Genomic DNA, 19,932 nt, shown 5'->3' with positions numbered 1-19,932 from the left:
ATTTGTATTATTTTTAAGTTTGAAGTACACCTTGAATACTCTTACACTTTTACAACCAGATGATTGGCACGCACACCTACGTGATGGTTTAGCTTTAAAACGCACAGTACCAGATTTAGCAAAACAATTTGCCCGCGCGATTTGTATGCCAAATCTTGTTCCACCAGTCAAAACTGTAGAAGAAGCTTTAGCGTATCGCGAGCGTATTCTTGCCCATGTTCCTGAAGGGCTTAATTTTGACCCACGTATGGTGCTTTATTTTACTGATCATACCTCTCCTGATGAAGTTCGTAAAATCAAAGAATCTGAACATGTAAATGCTATTAAACTCTACCCTGCTGGTGCTACAACTAACTCAGATAATGGTGTAAGTGATATTCGTAAAGTCTATGCTGTGATTGAGCAACTTGAGGAACATCAAGTTCCTTTACTGCTTCATGGTGAAGTCACTCACAATCATGTTGATATTTTTGATCGTGAAAAAAGATTTCTGGATGAGGTGCTCTCACCATTACTTAGACAATTTCCGAAACTCAAAGTTGTTTTAGAACATATTACCACCAGTGATGCCGCAAACTTTGTCGTTGAACAAGATCGCAATGTTGCAGCCACGATTACGCCTCAACATTTATTATTTAATCGTAATGATATGTTGGTTGGTGGTGTAAAGCCGCATTTCTATTGCTTGCCGATTTTAAAACGTCAAACACATCAAACGACTTTGTTAGAAGTTGCAACCAGTGGTAGCCCTAAATTTTTCTTGGGTACTGACAGCGCTCCACACGCGCAAGATGCCAAAGAAAATGCATGCGGTTGTGCAGGTTGTTATAGTGCACCGACTGCAATTGAATTGTACGCTCAAGCTTTTGATCAAGTCGGAAAATTAGAACGTCTTGAGGGCTTTGCAAGCCATTTTGGGGCTGATTTTTATGGATTACCACGTAATACCACGACGATCACCTTAGTCAAAGAAGAACACACCGTTCCTGAGTCGCTTGATTATCTTGCTGACCAGAAAATCATTCCACTTCATGCAGGTAAAACACTGCAATGGAGAAAAGTGTGACACAAGAAAATAAAGCTCCCGTCATAGGGCAGCGCTTTCGTGGTTTTTTACCTGTTGTTGTTGATGTTGAGACAGCAGGTTTTAACTGTCAGACCGATGCACTACTTGAGATTGCATGCATTCCAATTGTCTATGATGAACAAGGGCAGTTTGTACCTGGCCCATCTTTTCAAGCGCATATTAATCCTTTTGAAGGTGCTAATCTTGATCGCCGCTCATTAGATTTCATTGGCATTGACCCTTTTAATCCAATGCGTGTAGCGATGGCTGAAGATGAGCGTAGTGCTTTACGTCGTATTTTCAAATCACTCACTGAAGTACGTAAAGCACAACATTGTACACATGCCGTATTGGTTGGTCACAATGCGCACTTTGATTTGGGTTTCTTGCAAGCTGCTATTGCACGTACTGGCACTAAAAATCAGAATCCGTTTCATAGCTTCTCAGTCTTTGATACCGTTACGCTCAGCGCTGTGATGTTCGGTCAAACCGTTCTAGCAAGAGCATGTATTCAGGCTGGAATCGAGTTTGATGGTAAAGAAGCGCATTCTGCTTTATACGATACACAGAAGACTGCTGAACTGTTTTGCTATATTTTGAACAAACTGTCTCCTCATCTTCTTGACAGTTTGGTGACAGAACCCTAATATACACCCACCTCAAGAAGTCCCTATCGTCTAGAGGCCTAGGACATCGCCCTTTCACGGCGGTAACCGGGGTTCGAATCCCCGTAGGGACGCCAAATTCAAAAAAGCCACTGCATCTTTTAAGACAGTGGCTTTTTTATTACCTAAATTTAAAAGGACTCCGAAGAGTCCTTAAAACATTATGCTGATTTTCGAGAATTAACTCGCCCTTTCACCACTGCTTTGATATTCCCTTTTGCATAATTCAAGAATACCAACAATGGTGATAACTTAGGATTTGGTTTTTTACCTTGTCCAATCGCTTTAAACTGTGCCGCATACCAAATAATTTCCATGATTGCCATTTTATCGACAAAAGGAATACCTGTTTTGATTTGATTTACCGCATAACGGACATCATGCCCCGCAATCAAACGATCGGTTAAATCTGTTTCAACAGCCAATGGACGAGCAATACCAATAAAATCACATGCGCCACTTTCAAGCGCAGCATTCATACCTGCAACAGTACGGAAGCCACCTGTCACCATTAATTTACAAGAAACATGCTGACGGATTTTTTCAGAGAACTCTAAGAAATATGCTTCACGCGCTATCGTACTTGCCTTACGAGAACTCGCTTTAGCACCTGCCATTGCAGGCGCTTCATAAGTACCACCAGAGATTTCGATAATATCAATACCAGCAGCATCTATAGCCTTGAATACCGTAATCACATCTTCTTCAGTAATCCCACCACGTTGAAAGTCCGCAGAGTTGAGCTTTACAGAAATGATAAAGTTATCAGAGGTTGCTGCACGGACAGCCTTATATGCTTCAACCAAGAAACGCATACGATTTTCAACCGAACCACCCCACTCATCGGTACGTTGGTTGGTCAGTGGTGATAAAAACTGGCTAATGAGATAACCATGTGCACCATGTAACTGCACGCCTTCAAAACCCGCTTTCTCACAAATCGCAGCAGCTGTGGCAAAGCGCTGAATAATATCTAAAATTTCTTCATGCTTGAGTTCACGTGGTGTACCAAACATGGTGGCGAGCATTGGGCTAAATGGAACAGCAGAAGGCGCAACTGTTTCTTTATTCAAACCTTTAGGACACTGACGACCAGGATGAGACAATTGAATCAACTGCACCATTCCGTATTTTTTACCAACCGCAGCCCATTGTTGTAATCTTGCCAAATCACGTTCAGTTTCAATTGCAACGACACCTGGCTCATTCTTGGCATTAATGTTAACCATTACATTTCCCGTAATGGCACAGCCTAAACCACCTTTCGCCCATGCTTCATATAAGCCAATATGTAAATCATTAGGTTGCCCTTCATAATTGGCCAAAGCTTCACTCATCGCACCCTTAATGATGCGGTTTTTAAAAGTGGTATTACGAATCGTGATACTGTCTGCGATCTGACTCATGGTCATCCTCTGATATAAAAATTAGAGCAATTACTCTAATTTAATCTATTTTTTTATGCTGTCAAGCAATCTTCCTACAAATTGACAATATCATATGTCAATTTAATTGCAATACTAGTACTGACTCGCAGCAATCAACTGACGGGTATATTCAGTTTGAGGTTGTGAAAAAAGTAACTCAGTAGATTGATATTCCATAACTTTTGCATGGCGTAACACCATCACTTTTTGACACAATGCTTTGACGACTTGCAAGTCATGACTAATAAAAATGTAGCTGATCTGCTCTTGCTGTTGTAATCGTCTAAGCAATTTCACGATTGCACGTTGTGTGGTGCGATCTAAAGCTGAAGTTGGTTCATCTAAAATCATCAGTTTAGGTTGTAAAACCAATGCGCGTGCCAATGCGACACGTTGCCGTTGTCCTCCTGACAATTCGTGTGGATAACGATTTTTAAAATCAATGGGCAATTCCACTTTCTCAAGCGTTTGCTCAATCTGTTGCTCTACAACCGCTTGATTCAGCTCTTTGAGCGCCAATCCCTCACCAACGATCTGTCCAATCGTCATTCGAGGATTTAAGCTACTAAATGGATCTTGAAACACAATCTGAAAATCGGTTCGTAAAGGGCGTAATCTTTTTTCATTGAGTTGATTTAAATCTTTTCCTAAGAAAACAATCCTGCCGTCACTGTCTATCAAACGTGTAATTGCCAATGCTAAGGTCGATTTACCCGAACCACTTTCCCCCACGATACCTAAAGACTCACCCTGTGCCAGCGCCAAATCCAGTGGTTCAACTGCAATAAAATAATCTTTAATTCGGTTTAATAAGCCTTGTTTAATCGGGAACTTAACTGCGAGTTGCTTCAACTCCAGAATAATTTGCTGCTCAGTAGAAGGCAGTGCCTCACCAAAGTCATGATCAAGCAAATGCTGCGTATACGCCGCTTCTGGTCGAGCAAAAATTGTAGTAACTGTACCCTGCTCCTCAACCCGCCCTTTATTCATAACAATTACATCATCCGCATAGCGCTTGACCAGATTCAAATCATGACTGATCAAAATCATCGCCATATTGCGTTGCTGCTGTAGCTGTTTCAGCAAATTCAAAATTTGTGTTTGTAGGGTAACGTCTAACGCAGTTGTCGGCTCATCTGCTATTAAAATATCGGGCTCTAGCGCCAAAGCCATCGCAATCATCACCCGTTGACGTTGTCCACCGGACAACTCATGTGGATAGCGTCTTAATTTCTGTTCAGGCTCAGCTATTCCAACATCATTTAATAGAGCAATGACTTTTTCTCTTACTTTAGTTTGCGACCATCCTTGCAATAACAAACTTTCTCCAATGATTTTTTCTACCCGATGTAAAGGGTTCAAAGCGGTCATCGGTTCTTGGAAAATCATGGCAATTTTCTGTCCGCGAATTTGTCGTAAAGCGAGAGTATCTATAGCCAATAGATTTTGACCACTGAACCATGCTTGCCCTTGTATTTTTAAATGGCTTGGCAATAAACCTAATAAAGCTAAGCTACTCACTGATTTGCCTGAACCACTCTCCCCTACAATAGCTAAAGTTGCTCCAGCTTTTAGACTAAACGTGAGTTGGTCAACCAAGACCTGTCCTGCTGCGGTGGAAACAGAAAGCTGTTGAACATTTAAAAGATCATGATCGATGGGTTTATTGTCTTGGATCGAATGCATCACGTGTCGCCTCCCCGATATAAATTAATAATGACAACACAATTGCAAGCGTAAAAAAGCCAGACAATGCCAACCAAGGGGCATTCAGGTTATTTTTACCCTGTAAGAGTAATTCACCCAACGAAGCAGCGTCTGGAGGTAAACCATAACCTAAAAAATCTAAAGCAGTTAATGCCGTAATATTCGCAGTCAACATAAATGGGAGTTGCGATAAACTCGAACTCATGGCATTGGGTAAAATATGTCGAAAGATAATCGTCCGATCCGTGACGCCAAGTGCTCTTGCTGCACGAACATAATCAAAGTTTCGTGCTCGGAGAAATTCGGCGCGTACCAACCCGACTAAAGCCGTCCAGCCAAATAACAACATAATCAAAAAAAGCCAATATACATTGGGGGTAAACATACTGACGAGGATCATCACCATAAATAACATTGGCAAACCACCCCAAACCTCAAGAATACGTTGCCCAAGTAAGTCAATCCAGCCGCCATAATACCCCTGAACCGCACCTACAATAATTCCTAGAATCGCCGCACAAATAGTTAAAGCAAAGCCAAATAGCAAGGACACACGTAAACCATACAGTACCCGCGCCAATACATCCCGTCCTTGATCATCCGTTCCTAACCAGTTTTGTGCAGTCGGTTTAGATGGCACGGGGACAGTTAAATCAAGGTTCGGGGTCTGAAATGAAAAAGGAACGATGGGCGAAAGCATCAAGCCATGAGCCGAAATTAACTCACGTACCACAGGATCTTGATAATCTGTTGCTGTTTCAAAAACACCACCATACGTGGTTTCTGGATAATCTTTAAAGACAGGAAAATAAAAACTATCTTGATACTTCACGATCAAAGGCTTGTCATTGGCGATAAACTCAGCAGCCAATGACAAAATAAAAATAATCATAAAAAGAACAAAACAGCGAAAACCAAGTTTATTTTTCTTAAAACGATCTAATCGTGCTTGCATTACAGGTGACATTATTTCACTCCTCGCGCATCAAAGTTAATACGAGGATCAATCACCTGATACAGTACATCACTGACTAAACGCAGAATCAATCCAAGTAAAGTGAATAAGAACAATGTCCCAAAAATCACAGGATAATCGCGCTGAACAATTGCTTCAAAGCCGAGCAGCCCAAGTCCATCAAGATTAAAAATAATCTCAATAAATAAATTACCAACGAAAAAGATTCCAACCAATGCTTCAGGCAATCCAGCAATCACAATCAACATGGCGTTACGAAAGACATGACCATACAACACGCGATTTTCAGTCAGTCCTTTAGCACGAGCAGCGAGTACATATTGCTTGTTTAATTCTTCCATAAAAGAGTATTTAGTCAGATAGGTTAAACCTGCAAAACCGCCCAACACGATGCTTAATAATGGCAAACTCATATGCCAGAAATAATCTTTAATTTTGTCGAGCATACTGAGTTGGGAAAAATTCTCTGATACCAAACCTTGTAGTGGGAACCATTGAAAATAACTGCCACCTGCAAAAAATACGATCAATAACACGGCAAAGACAAAAGAAGGAACAGCGTAGCCAACTGCCAATAATAACGATGTAGATTTATCAAAAATCAAGCCATGCTGTTTGGCCTTACGTATTCCCAATGGAATAGATACCAAATAAATTAACAGCGTACTCCATAAACCCAGCGAAATAGTGACTGGCATTTTTTCATAAAGTAATTGGGTAACAGGTTTATCTTTAAAAAAACTGGTACCAAAATCAAATGTTAAATATCCTTTGAGCATGAGCCAAAAACGCTCTGGTGCTGATTTGTCAAAGCCGTACTGCGCTTTAATTTGCTCAACCATGTCAGCACTCAGGCCTCTTGCCCCTTGATACTGACTTTGGGAACTCTGTGCCGTTTCAGCGCCTGATACGCCCATTCCTTGAAAAGTTTGAGCTTGTTGTATTGCTTGCTCAACTGGCCCACCTGGCGCAATCTGAATCACCGCAAAATTGATCAACAAAATCAAAAACAAAGTTGGAATAATCAGGAGTAGCCGTTTTAATATATATGTTCCCATCAATCTTATCCCTATTGTCTAGACTGATTATTTTTTTCGTAAATATTGACTTACTTTTTTCGCTTTTTCAGCATCTACCCACCAGTAATCAACACCTAGTGATAATTTAGGTTTGACTTTAGGTTGCTGGTACATGTCCCAATACGCTAACCACGTTTCAGCTTTACCATAGGTCGGAATGTGATAGTAGCCCGCTCGTAATAACCGATCTAATACCCGTGTATGGAGTACCACTTGTTCACGACTCTCGGCTGCAATAATTTTTTGGATTACTTGATCGATGGCTGGGTTTTTAATACCCGCGAAATTATAGTTTCCTTCTTCATCAGCGGCCTTACTTCCCCAGAATTGTGCTTGCTCTTTACCCGGAGAAATTGATTGTGGTAGCCGCATGGTGGTCATATCAAAATCACTGCGACGCATACGTTCAATGTATTGTGGTACATCCACATGTCGAATATTGACCGTAATCCCTAATCGTTTCAAATTACGGACAAATGGCATCAATGTCCGTTGTAAACCATCTTGATGAATTAAAAGTTCAATTTGCACAGGTTTAGATTTAGGATCTAACAAACGGCCATCTTTTACCGCATAACCTGCATCAAGCAACACCTGACGCGCTGAAAGCAAATTTTGTCGATTAAAACCGCTGGCATCGGAAGCTGGAAACTTCCAATCCGCCAAGACCCCTTTTTGCATCAATGGATTTAATTTAGATAAGTACGGATCGATTACTGACATTTCTGCTGCAGATGGTCGACCGACTGCCGCCAACTCACTGTTGGCAAAATAACTCTGCAGACGTTGATATTGTCCGTAGAAAAGTGCTTTATTTTGCCACTCAAAGTCATAAGCGTAACTGAGCGCCTTACGCAAGTGAATATCGTTTAATGGAGCACGCCGCGTATTAAACACAAAGCTTTGAAAATCTAACGGCCTTGTTAAGCTTACCTTATACCGCTGAACCATACCTGATTGAACTGCGGGAAATTTATATTCAGTGACCCAACGACGCGATATATTTTCTTCGTGTAATGTGAACTGACCTGATTTAAATCCTTCAAAAGTCACATCCAAATTTCGATAGTACACATACTTTAAACGATCAAAATTATAGCGGCCACGATTGACAGGTAAATCCTTTGCCCAATAATTTGGATTACGTTTATAAGTGATACTTCGCCCAGCATCTATTCGGTCGATCAAATACGGCCCTGAACCTAAAATCGGCTGCATCGTCACACGAGTAAAATCCTTGTTCTTCCAATCCTGTTTGGAATAAATAGGTAGACTAGCGACGATCAAAGGCATTTCGGCATTATCATCAGACTTAAAAGTAAATTTGACTTGGTATTTCGACAACACCTCAGTCTTTTCTAAATCTGATAGATACATTTTCAAGCCAGGGTTGGCTTTTTGTTGATAGGTATCAAAGGTAAACTTGACATCCACAGCGGTCAACTCATCGCCATTACTAAACCGCGCTTTGGGATTCAGATAAAAAACAACAAATTTAGGCTTATGTGGATCATAGGTCGCTTTTTCTGCAAGCAACGGATACATGACATTTGGTTCATCTAACGAAGAATCCATCAAGGTATCAAATAAATAGTTCACACCATCGGTTGAGCTGCCTTTGCCATTCATGCTGTTTAAGTTGTCAAATGTTCCATTGCTGGATTGACTGAGCACGCCGCCTTTTGGTGCTTGTGCATTTGCATAAGGCATAACCTGTAAATGCGAGTATTGAGGACTCGCATGTACAGCCAAGAAAGGTGTGGTTTGTTGAGCAGCCAAACTGAATTGACTACTCAATCCCAAACCAAATAAAAGGATGAGAGTTTGTGCTCTTCCATGAGACCAATTCATATATATCCTTATAAATTTGGTACTTTAATAACATCACCAATACGGAGTTGAGTGTTTGGTGTCAAATCATTCATTTCCGCGAGAGCATTAGTTTGCATACCATATCGACTGGCTAAACCAATCAAAGTATCTCCTCGTTTAACCTTATATTCAGTCACGGTTTTAGGAATCAAAATGGTTTGACCACGTTGTAAACCTGCATTGGCACGTAATTGATTTAAATCAGCAAGTTCACGACCAGACAGACCTAATCGGCTTGCAATACTATTTAACGACTCACCTGCTTTAACGGTGTATTGTTCTGTATTTGCAGTATTTCGGTTTGCTGCTGCGTTACTAGCTCTGCTAACTTCTGGTTGAGCTGGTGTTTCTGCTTTAGTCACTTCGCCAGTTAATTTTAAACGTTGACCGATACGCACACCCGAAGTTGGTTGCAAGCCATTCAAGTCCGCCAGATAGCTCACTTGTAAATTGTATCGACCTGCAATCGCATTCAAACTATCGCCAGACTGAACCACATACTGATCAGGTGTCGTTGAACCAGCTGGAATCTTTAAACTTTGACCCAAACGCACACCGCTATTTGACTTCAAATTATTCAGCTCAGCTAATTCACTCAATGTCATTTTTGACTTAGCAGCAATACTGGATAATGTATCGCCACGTTGCACAGTATAATTTTCAGTCTTATAGCTGGTCGATGCGGTTACATTTTCATATTTAACGGTATTTTTAGTCTCAGCAACTTCTTGCAGAGGGACATTGATTTTTTGCCCGACCAACAAACTACTACTTGCAGTTAAACCTGATGTTAGATCAGCAAGTTCTTGATTGGATAATGCATAACGATCAGCAATCAATTTCAAATATTCGCCACGTTTAACAGTGTAAGATGTCGTGGCAATTTTTTGTGTGGCCGCAGCTTTTGTTTCAGTGGCGCGGGCTGTTTGTTGCGGAGCACGCGTATTATTCTTTGGTTCTTTAAGCGTTAATTTTTGTCCAACAAATAAGCCGTCTGTCACCGACAAGTTATTGTAATCGGCCAATTGTTTAAGCGTTAAATCAAAACGAGTAGCTAAGGTTGTCAAGCTATCTCCTGATTGCACTACATAGCTCTCAGGTTTCGACTCAACTGCTTTTACGGCTTCGACTTGTGGTTTTGCATCATATAAATACAAACTTGTACCTACAAATAAAGTCCCTGCCGGATCAATTTGGTTCCATTTGGCAATATCACGCCAACTCACCCCATTCTTCTGAGCAATCACAGCCAAAGTATCACCCGGCATTACCATATAAGTACTGCGCTTGCCTTTTGGTGGGACAACGACTACATCATTGTCAGTGCTGATATAAGGTTTGCCTTGATTACGTTTCGCGTCATCACTATTGGCAGTCGCTTTGTCTTCAACCAAGTTTTTCGGGTAAGCAAAACCCCGAGTCACCTCTTGGCCTTTTTCGTCAGAGACAGATTGGCTGGTCTGAATCGCAGTTAATTTAATTTTGCCATCAAATGGATCTATGATTTCGGTGCCTTTCGGAGCAATCGCTTTGATTTCAGCAACAACCTGATCTTTTTCAGCTTGTGTTGCCTGTGGTTCTAATACCTGTGTAACTGACTTCGGCTCACCTTCGACTTTCATCGCAGCAACAATTTGCTCACGCTCTTGATTTGAAATTGGCGGCTCAATATTCACAGGCTTAACATTTGCGGCTGGTGTAATTGCGACAGGAATACGTGGTGCACTTGGTACATTCGCTGCAGCAGCAAACGAGGCCAACGCATCAGATCCACGCGGAGTATTTACCTTAACATTGGTCGTGGTTGGAGCGGACGTTGGTTTGGAGGTGTTACTGGTGGTCAACGGCGCTGTTGTCTTCGATGTTGTACTATTTGTCTGTGCCGGAGTGGTTGTAGTTCGAATTGTTGTCGAAGCCCCTGATGTATTATTCATCACAGGTGGTGGCGTTTTACTCGCCCAGAAACCGCCTGAACCTGATTTATTAGAACGTAATCTCGCATCGATTGAAGGACTTAGATCCGCAGGGATCAAGATACGCAATGGACTCATTGGGTCCATCGTCTCGCCACGGTGCGCAGGATTCAATGCATATAATTCAGAGCGGCTGAGACCCGTGATCGATGAAATTTCATTCAATGATAAAGGCGCAGCTAAGTTAACTTCACGAAAGTGAGGTCGATTGGCAATCGGCGGTAATGCGACACCATAAGCATTTGGGTTTTTAATAATTTGTGCGACTGCCAAGAAACGAGGCACATAATTCATGGTTTCTTGTGGAAGTTTTAAAGACCAGTAATCCGTCGGTAAACCTGCAGCTTTATTACGGTTAATCGCTTGTTGAATACGTCCTGGCCCAGCATTATAAGCGGCTAATGCCAGTTCCCATGAACCAAATTGATTATAAAGACTACCTAAAAATTCGTATGCGGCACGTGTTGACTCGACAACATCACGACGACCATCATATAGGCTGGTCTGTTGTAAACCATAGATACGTCCCGTACTTGGTATAAACTGCCACAAGCCTGCTGCCGCAGCACTACTGGTTGCTGCTGGATCATAGGAGCTTTCAATCACAGGCAATAATGCGAGTTCGGTTGGCATGCCACGACGTTCTGCCTCTTTCACAGTGTGATATAAATATCGACTGGCACGTGCACTCAAACGATCCAGATAAGGCTGACGAGAAATAAACCAACCACGCTGTGCTTCAATGCGAGAGTCCCGACGGTTCAGGTCCATCTTGAAGCCTACAGTCATTCGTTTCCACACATCACCGTGTTTCAATACCAGTAATCGATCACCTTCCACTGCTCGCATATCCGTCGCAGAAAGTAAATCTTCGAGTGAATCTAAACTACTCGCATCTAAATAACCTGAGCCAAGTTGCTTAGAAGATGAAGCCTTATTTGATTGAGGAGTAGTAGAACATCCCGTCGTGATTCCTAACGCAGCCAGAGCAGAAGTAAGTACAGTAATTTTGAATAATGATGTTGCAGATGTTTGCCACACCAATGTGCTCGATTTATACATAAAATCTTCCAGTCCACTTACGCTAGTTTATTACTTTGAATTGCCATTGTAGTAAAGCATGTCACTTAGACAAGGCAATAATTTAACGTGATTTGCATGGAAATGTTACAAGAAATTAAAAAAGATGAGTTTTGTAACGCTCACAATCAAAATTTAGCTTTACAATGCAAGTTCACATATGGGAATGCTAATATTCTCTATCCACTTGAATGTCTATTTATGCGTAGTTGCATGGGAAAGACGTCAAGCTTTTATCCGTTTTATTGTTCAGGTTCAAATATGTCACAGACAATCACGCTTTATGTTGATGGCGCATGTAAAGGTAACCCAGGTCTAGGGGGTTGGGGGGCATATATCATTACCGAACAAGGTGAACATAAACTCTATGGTGGCGAGCCTGAAACCACAAATAATCGAATGGAGCTTCAAGCAGCCATTGAAGGTGTTTCTTTTTGTCCAATGGATGCTCACCTTGTCATTTGGACAGACTCTAATTATGTCAAACAAGGCATTACCGAGTGGATTCATGGTTGGAAAAAGAAAAACTGGAAAGACGTAAAAAACCCAGACTTGTGGAAAAAATTAGATGCAGTTTGTGCCAATCGTGATATCGAGTGGAACTGGATCAAAGGTCATGCTGGACATGCTGGCAATGAAATGGCCGACCAGTTAGCCAATCAAGGTGCTGATCAAATTGCTCAACAACTGAAATCCCCCACACAGGCTAACGCTGATATAAAAAAGCCTGAAGCTGATTGGCTCTTAAATGATCCTTTGGGATTGGATATAGAAGCTGATACGGATGAAATGATTGAAGAGTCAGAACTTGAAGAAATCTTGGACAGTGTAGATGAAATCGAAGTATCTACAGCTATCGTGCAAGATGCCTCACCGACAAATCAACACCCGCATATTGTTATTACAGAGGCGAAAGTACATCTGCAAGGCCCTCGTCAGCTAATTCTCGATACGGAAACCACAGGTTTTTATTTTCAAGATGGTGACCGCATTATCGAAGTGGGCGCGATTGAAATGATCAATCGCAAACTCACAGGCAGCTCGATTCACATCTATATCAACCCAGAAAAACCTGTCGGTGATTCTGAAAATGTGCATGGTATTAGCGATGACTTTTTAAAAGACAAACCTAAATATGCAGAAATTGCCGATACGCTATTTTCCTTTTTAAAAGGTGCTGAAATTATCGCGCACAACGCCGCATTCGATATGAACTTCTTGAATATGGAGTTTAAACGCGCTGGCTTACCTTTACTCTCTGAAGTTTGTGAGGTTACAGATACTTTAGCGCTAGCGAAAAACAAACATCCTGGACAAAAGAACTCTTTGGATGCACTCGTAAGACGCTATGAAATTCCTGCACGTGACCGTACTTTCCACGGCGCATTACTCGATGCTGAAATTTTAGCAGATGTCTATCTCGCGATGACCGGTGGACAAGTCGCATTTGATATGGACACCCTGACCCAAGCAGAACAAGATGAAAAGAAAATAACCCGTCAAAGTGTTCAAGTTGACTTAGTCATCATTAAACCATCAGAACATGAGTTAAATGAACATGAGACATGGGTCAAACAATTTGAAGAAAAACATGGAGAACCTTGCCTTTTCGCCAAATAATTTTTTTGATCGAGGTTGGTTTTTATATTTTAAGTGCTCAAAGTTAAGTTATATTAACGATTAGGGTCTGATGACGTTTCATAGATGCTTGCGACAGAAGACATTTTTTAGACGATACCAGGCATGGTTTGTGAAATTTAGTCATTCTAAATAAGCAAAGCATAACGCAGTAGCGACAAAAAATATCCCTGTCCCGCAGGGTTATGGCTAAAACCTCCCCAAACTTCGTTATGAAACTTGATAAGGGGATATCCATTACCTGCGTTTCATGCCTTGTTTGAGTCGTTTTAGCCTATAACGCAAGACATATATGAAATGTCAGCAGCCCCTAAATGATTTAGACCTCCTGAAAAGGAGGTACATGGATATAACAACTCAGGAAAGGTGTAGGTCATATGTCTTACCAAACCTCGATTCATTTCGACCCAACGGCATTATTAATAATAAAAAATGAGATCGATAATTCGATTAAATTGGTAGAAACCGCAGTAAATACGCTTGCCGAAGAACAAGCCCTACCCTTTGGGATTGATGACGCACTGAATCAATTTGAACAATGTACGCAAGTACTTGCCTTGATTGATATGCCGCATTTGTCACAAATTACTCAATATTCTACTGAGCTTATGCGTAAAATCATGGCTCAACCTGAACAAATCAAAATCAGTGATGTCGTTGCACTGAGTGAAGGAACAACGATGTTGAGACGTTATATTGAATTTATCTGTCTCCGCGAGGTTAAAGTTCCGCAATTCTTGCTAGATACACTTAATCGTTTAGAGCTCGCTCTAGGCAAACCGATGACTAAAGAAGGTCAAACCATCCAACCCTTACTTGGGTTTATCACACCGAGCTTTAACCTTCCTAAAGCACCAAGCTTAGAACAATCGCAATATATTCATCAGCTTTATAAGCTATGTTTAAATAAACTGATTAAACAAGTCGAAACACCATTAGATTTGCAAGGAATTAAACTGGTTGGCGTTTATCTAGCGGGCTTAGCTTCCAACCTTCCAAGTCAACAATACTGGCAATTGGTGAATGTTGGCTTAGGTCTCATTGATGAACTTTCGATTACAGAAGCTCGTCTGCGCACCCTGATTCAAATCGAAACCAATATTGGAAAGTTTTTAGCTGCCCCTCCTGCGTTTCAAAGTAACCTCGCAGATCTTGCAGATATTCTATCTATTTGCATCAGCCAAGAAGACAATGTTTCTCAGCATATTCGAGAACAACTCAATATTGGTGATGAACTATTGAGTGATACACAGCTACAGGTTTTAAGTCGTCATTTATACGGCCCTGACTATGAAACCATTCACACCATCAGCCAATTGATGACGGATGAAATGGCTCAAATTCGCAATGAAATTGAGTACAATCACCAAAATATGTCAAATGAAAAAACCCAAGAGATTCAGCTAAAATTAAATCAGCTTTCTAATGTATTCAAGGTGTTGAATTTAAATGAGGCAGCAAGAGAGTTAACGCAACAAGCTGAAAAATTAAGCCAATCCAACACTCTAACGGATGCAACTTCAGTTCAGCAATTGATGAATAGTATTTTAGCATCCATGAATTCAATTGGAATTTTGGAGCGTAATTACACCTCTAGCCGTCTACAGTTACGCGTCAATAATATGCATATCTCTTTAGACCGCTTGGATGAAGCACATAAAGCGTTATTGACTGAAACAAAATCACTCGTGGAAACATTGACGCAAACTTTAAGTCTGTATGTTCAAGACCCAACTGCACACAGTTTAGAAGCATTGCCTAAATACTTAAAAGAGCTCTCTGGCGCTGCTCAATTCTTAGGTAGCTCAGCACAACAAACAGCGCTTTTAGGCGCAGCACATTTTGCAGAAAATCGTTTAGCACAAAACCTAGTGTTCGATGCGGAACAAATTAACTGTATTCTAAATGTCGTTGCAGGTTTAGATTTACTGGTCGATAACCTAAGAAACAAACAACCTGTATTGCAATCCATGTTCGATGTGGCATTATCAAATAGTCAGCAATTACAAACTTTAGCAGCCTAATGTCTCAACTATCACTTGCTTATATTTTTCAACATCAAAAACTTTTAGTAGATGAAAACTTCCAACTACCCAAGGTTGAAAAATTAGCAAGTGACTTGCCGATACATCACAATGATCGTGTCATTGCACGCGATCTTCTTGAAGGTGAGTCTATTCCCGAAGGATATCAACTTATTCCTATTCGGGAACTAATCCAAAGCTGGTCTACCACAGACTTTTTGCAAGCAAGTCGTGCCGTTCAGCTACTCGAGTGGCGACGTAATCACAAATTCTGTAGTCATTGTGGGCATCCAACCGATATTCATACCAAAGAATATGCAATGGTTTGCCCTGCTTGTGCATATCACCAGTATCCGCGTGTGCAACCTTGTATCATTACGATTATTACCAGAGGTCATGATGAAGTGTTACTGGCTAAATCAGCGCATAACAAGAGCAATATGTATGGGTTAATTGCTGGATTTGTTGAAGTTGGTGAAACTTTAGAAGAGGCAGTACAGCGAGAAACTTTAGAAGAAGTGGGTTTAAAACTCAAAAATATTCGCTATATGTCGAGCCAACCCTGGCCCTTCCCAAGTAATCTCATGATTGCTTTTCATGCGGAATACGATTCTGGTGAAATCGAATTACAGCTTGAAGAGATCAGTGATGCTCAATTCTTTAAATTTGATCAGTTACCAGAGATCCCGTTCAAAGGTAGTATTGCGCATGCGATGATTATGCAAATGATCGAAAATAAAAAAGCATCCTAGTGATGCTTTTTTATTTTTAAAATCGTGTTTATGGCATTAGTATAAATGTCTATATTGTCCTGTTTGAATTAAAACCTTTATCTTTGGCTTGATATACTAAAACCAAAGCAAGAAGTAATAATATAAGCATACTCCATGGAAAAGCCCTCACGCCCCACCATTTGAGTAAAAAACCACCTACAACTCCGCCACCAGCCACAGCAAAGTTAAATATGGTGACCAACATTGATTGGGCAACATCGGTATGTTCTTTTGCAACATCAGCAAGAGCTGTTTGTAGTAATATTGGTGCTCCTCCAAATGAAATCCCCCATAGTATAATCGACACTAAAATCATCCAAGGTGAATGTACAAACACGCCAAGACTCAATACAGCCAAAGCAAAAATCAATAGGCTAATAAGGGATAAATTTCGCAAATACTTATCTATAAAACAACCTGTTATCCAAATTCCAAAAATTGCAGACACCCCAAATAACAACAAAATCACATCAGTATTTTCACTCAAACCTACTATATCTAAATATGAGGCAATATATGTGTATAAAATATTGTGGGCCAATATCCAAATAAACAATATTAGCAATACAGACCTCACACCAGAAATGAGAAAAACTTGTTTAAGCGATGTTTTTTGTTTAACAAGATGAGCATTGAAATCAGGTATATATAATCTAATCCATACATATAACAACAATGAAAAAATAGACATGATCCAAAATACACCACGCCAATCAAACAATGTTCCAAGTAATGTACCTAAAGGCACTCCCAAACATAAAGCTAGCGGTTGCCCTATACCTGCAATTGCTAATGCACGCCCTTGTAAATGAGGCACAACCAAATAACGTACATAGCCGACGAATAACCCCCAAATAACTCCTGCAGCCATCCCTGCGCAAAAACGAACAATTAATGTAAAAATATAATTTGTTGAAATTGCGGAAATTGAATTAAAAATACATAAAGCACCAATTGTTAATAATAATAATCTACGTCTATTCCAATTACTTGTTAAAGCAATGATAGGAATAGCGGCACATACTGAGCCCAAAGCATAAAAACTTACAAGCTGTCCTGCCCATACTTCAGAAACATTCAACCCCATACTAATTTGAGGTAACAAACCTACAGGCATAGTTTCAGTCATTATCGTAATAAACCCTATTGATGAAAAAGCAAGTAATTGCCAAATAGGAAGTTTCTCTGCTAATTGATCTGGTGGTGAATGCTTTATAAACCCAACTTTCTTCGCGGGTAACTGGCTGTTCATAACTTCACTCTTGAATTATGGAATGATCATTCCAATATAAGCCAAATAAAAACCCGTAACCTGTCTAACATTACGGGTTTGTTCTTTTTACAATACGTACAGAGCGGTATCAATGACATCAAATAGACACTGACGACGTTGATCAACGGGCGTACCTTTTGCTAAAACTCTCATACCTTGTATCGTGTTTACAAAGAAATATGCGAGAGCATCTGCATTTTTTTCACTGGTAATCTCTCCTCGCTGTTGACCCTTTTGCAGTAATTTTAAAATAGCTCTGTGAATACGCTGCAGATTAAATATAACTTTTTCTGCTACGACATCATCGTGACCTGCAAGTTCCAAGCTTGCATTAGCTACGAAACACCCTCTACTTAGGGGATCAGCTAATTCATCTTCTGCAATTCTCATCAGTAGGTTTTTAATAGCTTCTTTGACGGTATCTTTATCTGCTAAACATTGTATATTCGCTGTTGTGATGGCTGAATATCGATCAAGCGCTTTTTGATATAATGTATGTTTATTTTCAAATGTTCCATATAAGCTACTTCTTGACAGACCTGTTCCATCAACAAGATCTTGTACAGAAGTGCCAGCATATCCTTTCAACCAAAAAACTTGCATAGCAGCGTCTGTGACTATATCAGGATCAAATTCTTTAGTACGCATCACCATCCAATATGGAACAATCGTTCCACATAAGGTAACCAATCTTCCAGTAAATGTCAAAACGTGTTTTGATTATATAGTTTGATCCTGAGAATAGAATAAGCAAAGCGCCCTAGTCTTCAATAGCTTCTTCCATAAAATGTAAAATCGTCCGTTTCGTCTTAAAATAATGACTCATCAAACTTGCCAATGTCGCCAAAATCGTAACATGCCCCGTCTTCGGGATCACCGCGATATGACTATGATTCCCCTTTTCTCTTAAAGCATTATCAAGCTTATAACTATTTTCTTTACCAACCAACTGATCTTGTTCAGCCATTAGCAAATAATGTTTAATCTGATTTGGCTCAATAAAATAGCAAGGCATGACTTGTTGATAGGGAATATTTAGATTAAAAGCATGTTCCGATAAAGGATCACCAACATAATCAAAATGATAAGGCCCAGCCAAGCCAATAATCGCTTTGATCTTATCTTTATATTTAAAACTTTGTGCTTGGGCTGAATACACCACCGACATCACATTAAAAGCACCAGCCGAATGTCCCATCAAAATAATATTGTCAGTCGAAATATCCAGCTTGCTTTGATTCTGATTTAAATAATGAATAGCTTGAGCAATATCATCAATAAATGTTGGAAAAATATGTTCAGGTGCAAGATGATAATTAATCACGGCAACATCATAACCTTCCCGCGCGAATGTTTCTCCAATAAATAGATAATCACGTTTATTGCCATGCTGCCATGAGCCACCATGTACAAATACAATCAAAGGTCGCTGTTTTTTAGGATTTTTGGTGCGATATAAATCTAGACGCTGTCTTGCCTTTAATCCATACGCGAGATGCGCTTCTTTTTCAAAAGTATCTTTAGGCGTCAAATAGTTAATTGAATAACTTGCAAAATCATACAGGCGAAATTCTTGATAAAAGTTTTTCGCCCGTATCACGTTTTGTTGCACTTGTTGAATAATTTGTTTCATAAATTAAGGATTAACTGGCGTAATAGTCACAGATTCCTGATCAGGATCAATGGCAACTGGTGTTTCAACTAAAGACTGTGTTGATGCTGAACCCATCATCGGCGTTGCAGCTCCTGAAGATTGATCGATATTATCAACCAAGGTAACTATTCTACTTACATTACCGACTTTTTGTAAAACATCATCTAAATCTCGGATTTCAGCAGTATTCAAACGTCCCATTACATACAGCACACCATTTTCAGTATGTACAAGAACCTTACTGTCAGAAACAACTGGGGCTCTCATCAATAAACCACGTGTATTCGCAGTCACCGTAGAGTCTTGCATAATGGTGCTATAAGCGACTTTATCACCGACAGTAATGTAGTTATGCACTGCTTTTACATCCGTCATTGCACGAACATTGTCTTCAGCCAATTGTTTCAAATAAGGATCAGGTACTTGTCCAGTCAATAAAACATTGCTGTGGAAGCTTTCGATATTAATCCGAGACTGTCGAAAGCGATGATCGAGTTTATATAAATTGACATTTGCAGTACGTTTGATTGAAGAATCAATAAAAACCTGCCCTAGACTACGCTCACCACTGCTTGTTCCAACAGGTGCCGTTCCTGTTCCACCAGAAATAAAACTTGCACATCCAGATAAACTTGCAGCACAAAGCAGCGTAATCGATAAACGTTTTAACACTTGGCCAGACTCCCTATTCACACATTTTCTCAATCTTCCACATTTATCTTCAG

General features: G+C 40.3%; 15 protein-coding genes and 1 tRNA gene. 6 read left to right on the top strand and 10 right to left on the bottom strand.

Annotated elements, in window-relative coordinates; genetic code table 11:
- Positions 1 to 31: 31 nt before the first annotated feature.
- The 3 genes from pyrC (at position 32) to EXE30_RS10450 (ending at position 1,808) form a co-directional block, all read left to right on the top strand.
- Positions 32 to 1,066 carry a dihydroorotase gene (gene pyrC, locus EXE30_RS10460; protein ID WP_130162331.1) on the top strand — a complete coding sequence of 345 codons (1,035 nt, stop codon included), beginning with the start codon at positions 32 to 34 and terminating at the stop codon, positions 1,064 to 1,066.
- Positions 1,051 to 1,713 carry a ribonuclease T gene (rnt, locus tag EXE30_RS10455; RefSeq protein WP_004670511.1) on the top strand — a complete coding sequence of 221 codons (663 nt, stop codon included), beginning with the start codon at positions 1,051 to 1,053 and terminating at the stop codon, positions 1,711 to 1,713. Before pyrC ends, rnt begins: the two co-directional genes overlap by 16 nt.
- 19 nt (positions 1,714 to 1,732) lie before the next feature.
- Positions 1,733 to 1,808: transfer RNA gene (locus EXE30_RS10450), tRNA-Glu, on the top strand.
- Positions 1,809 to 1,892: 84 nt separating this feature from the next.
- Here EXE30_RS10450 and EXE30_RS10445 read toward each other — a convergent pair.
- The 6 genes from EXE30_RS10445 to EXE30_RS10420 form a co-directional block, all read right to left on the bottom strand.
- A complete protein-coding gene (locus EXE30_RS10445; protein WP_130162330.1) occupies positions 1,893 to 3,137 on the bottom strand; it encodes an NADH:flavin oxidoreductase/NADH oxidase family protein in 1,245 nt (414 codons plus the stop codon).
- Positions 3,138 to 3,251: 114 nt separating this feature from the next.
- Positions 3,252 to 4,844, bottom strand: a complete 1,593-nt coding sequence (locus EXE30_RS10440; RefSeq protein WP_130162426.1) for an ABC transporter ATP-binding protein — start codon at positions 4,842 to 4,844, stop codon at positions 3,252 to 3,254.
- Positions 4,822 to 5,832, bottom strand: coding sequence for an ABC transporter permease (locus EXE30_RS10435; RefSeq protein WP_130162329.1), 1,011 nt, complete (start codon positions 5,830 to 5,832; stop codon positions 4,822 to 4,824). Before EXE30_RS10435 ends, EXE30_RS10440 begins: the two co-directional genes overlap by 23 nt.
- On the bottom strand, positions 5,832 to 6,899 hold the full coding sequence (locus tag EXE30_RS10430; protein WP_130162328.1) for a microcin C ABC transporter permease YejB: 1,068 nt from the start codon (positions 6,897 to 6,899) through the stop codon (positions 5,832 to 5,834). Before EXE30_RS10430 ends, EXE30_RS10435 begins: the two co-directional genes overlap by 1 nt.
- Positions 6,900 to 6,926: 27 nt before the next feature.
- On the bottom strand, positions 6,927 to 8,771 hold the full coding sequence (locus EXE30_RS10425; protein ID WP_130162327.1) for an extracellular solute-binding protein: 1,845 nt from the start codon (positions 8,769 to 8,771) through the stop codon (positions 6,927 to 6,929).
- A gap of 8 nt (positions 8,772 to 8,779) precedes the next feature.
- Positions 8,780 to 11,827 (bottom strand): LysM peptidoglycan-binding domain-containing protein, encoded by a 3,048-nt coding sequence (locus EXE30_RS10420; protein WP_130162326.1) that lies wholly within the window; start codon positions 11,825 to 11,827, stop codon positions 8,780 to 8,782.
- Between the two features lie 279 nt (positions 11,828 to 12,106).
- Here EXE30_RS10420 and dnaQ point away from each other — a divergent pair, with 279 nt between their 5' ends.
- The 3 genes from dnaQ to nudC all read left to right on the top strand — a co-directional run bounded on the left by dnaQ (position 12,107) and on the right by nudC (position 16,259).
- Positions 12,107 to 13,465 carry a DNA polymerase III subunit epsilon gene (gene dnaQ / locus EXE30_RS10415; RefSeq protein WP_130162325.1) on the top strand — a complete coding sequence of 453 codons (1,359 nt, stop codon included), beginning with the start codon at positions 12,107 to 12,109 and terminating at the stop codon, positions 13,463 to 13,465.
- Between the two features lie 395 nt (positions 13,466 to 13,860).
- A complete protein-coding gene (locus EXE30_RS10410; protein WP_130162324.1) occupies positions 13,861 to 15,507 on the top strand; it encodes a chemotaxis protein in 1,647 nt (548 codons plus the stop codon).
- A complete protein-coding gene (nudC, locus tag EXE30_RS10405; RefSeq protein ID WP_130162323.1) occupies positions 15,507 to 16,259 on the top strand; it encodes an NAD(+) diphosphatase in 753 nt (250 codons plus the stop codon). The genes EXE30_RS10410 and nudC overlap by 1 nt, the downstream gene beginning before the upstream one ends.
- A 49-nt stretch (positions 16,260 to 16,308) precedes the next feature.
- Here the strand turns inward: nudC and EXE30_RS10400 are convergent, their stop codons facing one another.
- The 4 genes from EXE30_RS10400 to EXE30_RS10385 all read right to left on the bottom strand — a co-directional run bounded on the left by EXE30_RS10400 (position 16,309) and on the right by EXE30_RS10385 (position 19,879).
- On the bottom strand, positions 16,309 to 17,532 hold the full coding sequence (locus EXE30_RS10400) for an MFS transporter (RefSeq protein ID WP_130162322.1): 1,224 nt from the start codon (positions 17,530 to 17,532) through the stop codon (positions 16,309 to 16,311).
- A gap of 87 nt (positions 17,533 to 17,619) precedes the next feature.
- A complete protein-coding gene (locus tag EXE30_RS10395; protein WP_130162321.1) occupies positions 17,620 to 18,201 on the bottom strand; it encodes a TetR/AcrR family transcriptional regulator in 582 nt (193 codons plus the stop codon).
- Positions 18,202 to 18,313: 112 nt separating this feature from the next.
- On the bottom strand, positions 18,314 to 19,186 hold the full coding sequence (locus tag EXE30_RS10390; RefSeq protein ID WP_130162320.1) for an alpha/beta hydrolase: 873 nt from the start codon (positions 19,184 to 19,186) through the stop codon (positions 18,314 to 18,316).
- Between the two features lie 3 nt (positions 19,187 to 19,189).
- Positions 19,190 to 19,879, bottom strand: coding sequence for a BON domain-containing protein (locus EXE30_RS10385; RefSeq protein WP_130162319.1), 690 nt, complete (start codon positions 19,877 to 19,879; stop codon positions 19,190 to 19,192).
- Positions 19,880 to 19,932: the final 53 nt, after the last annotated feature.

The sequence above is a fragment of the Acinetobacter halotolerans genome (assembly GCF_004208515.1).
Classification (GTDB): domain Bacteria; phylum Pseudomonadota; class Gammaproteobacteria; order Pseudomonadales; family Moraxellaceae; genus Acinetobacter; species Acinetobacter halotolerans.
The sequence above is the reverse complement of the archived record's forward strand: the minus strand, read 5'-3'. Positions and strand labels throughout refer to the sequence as shown.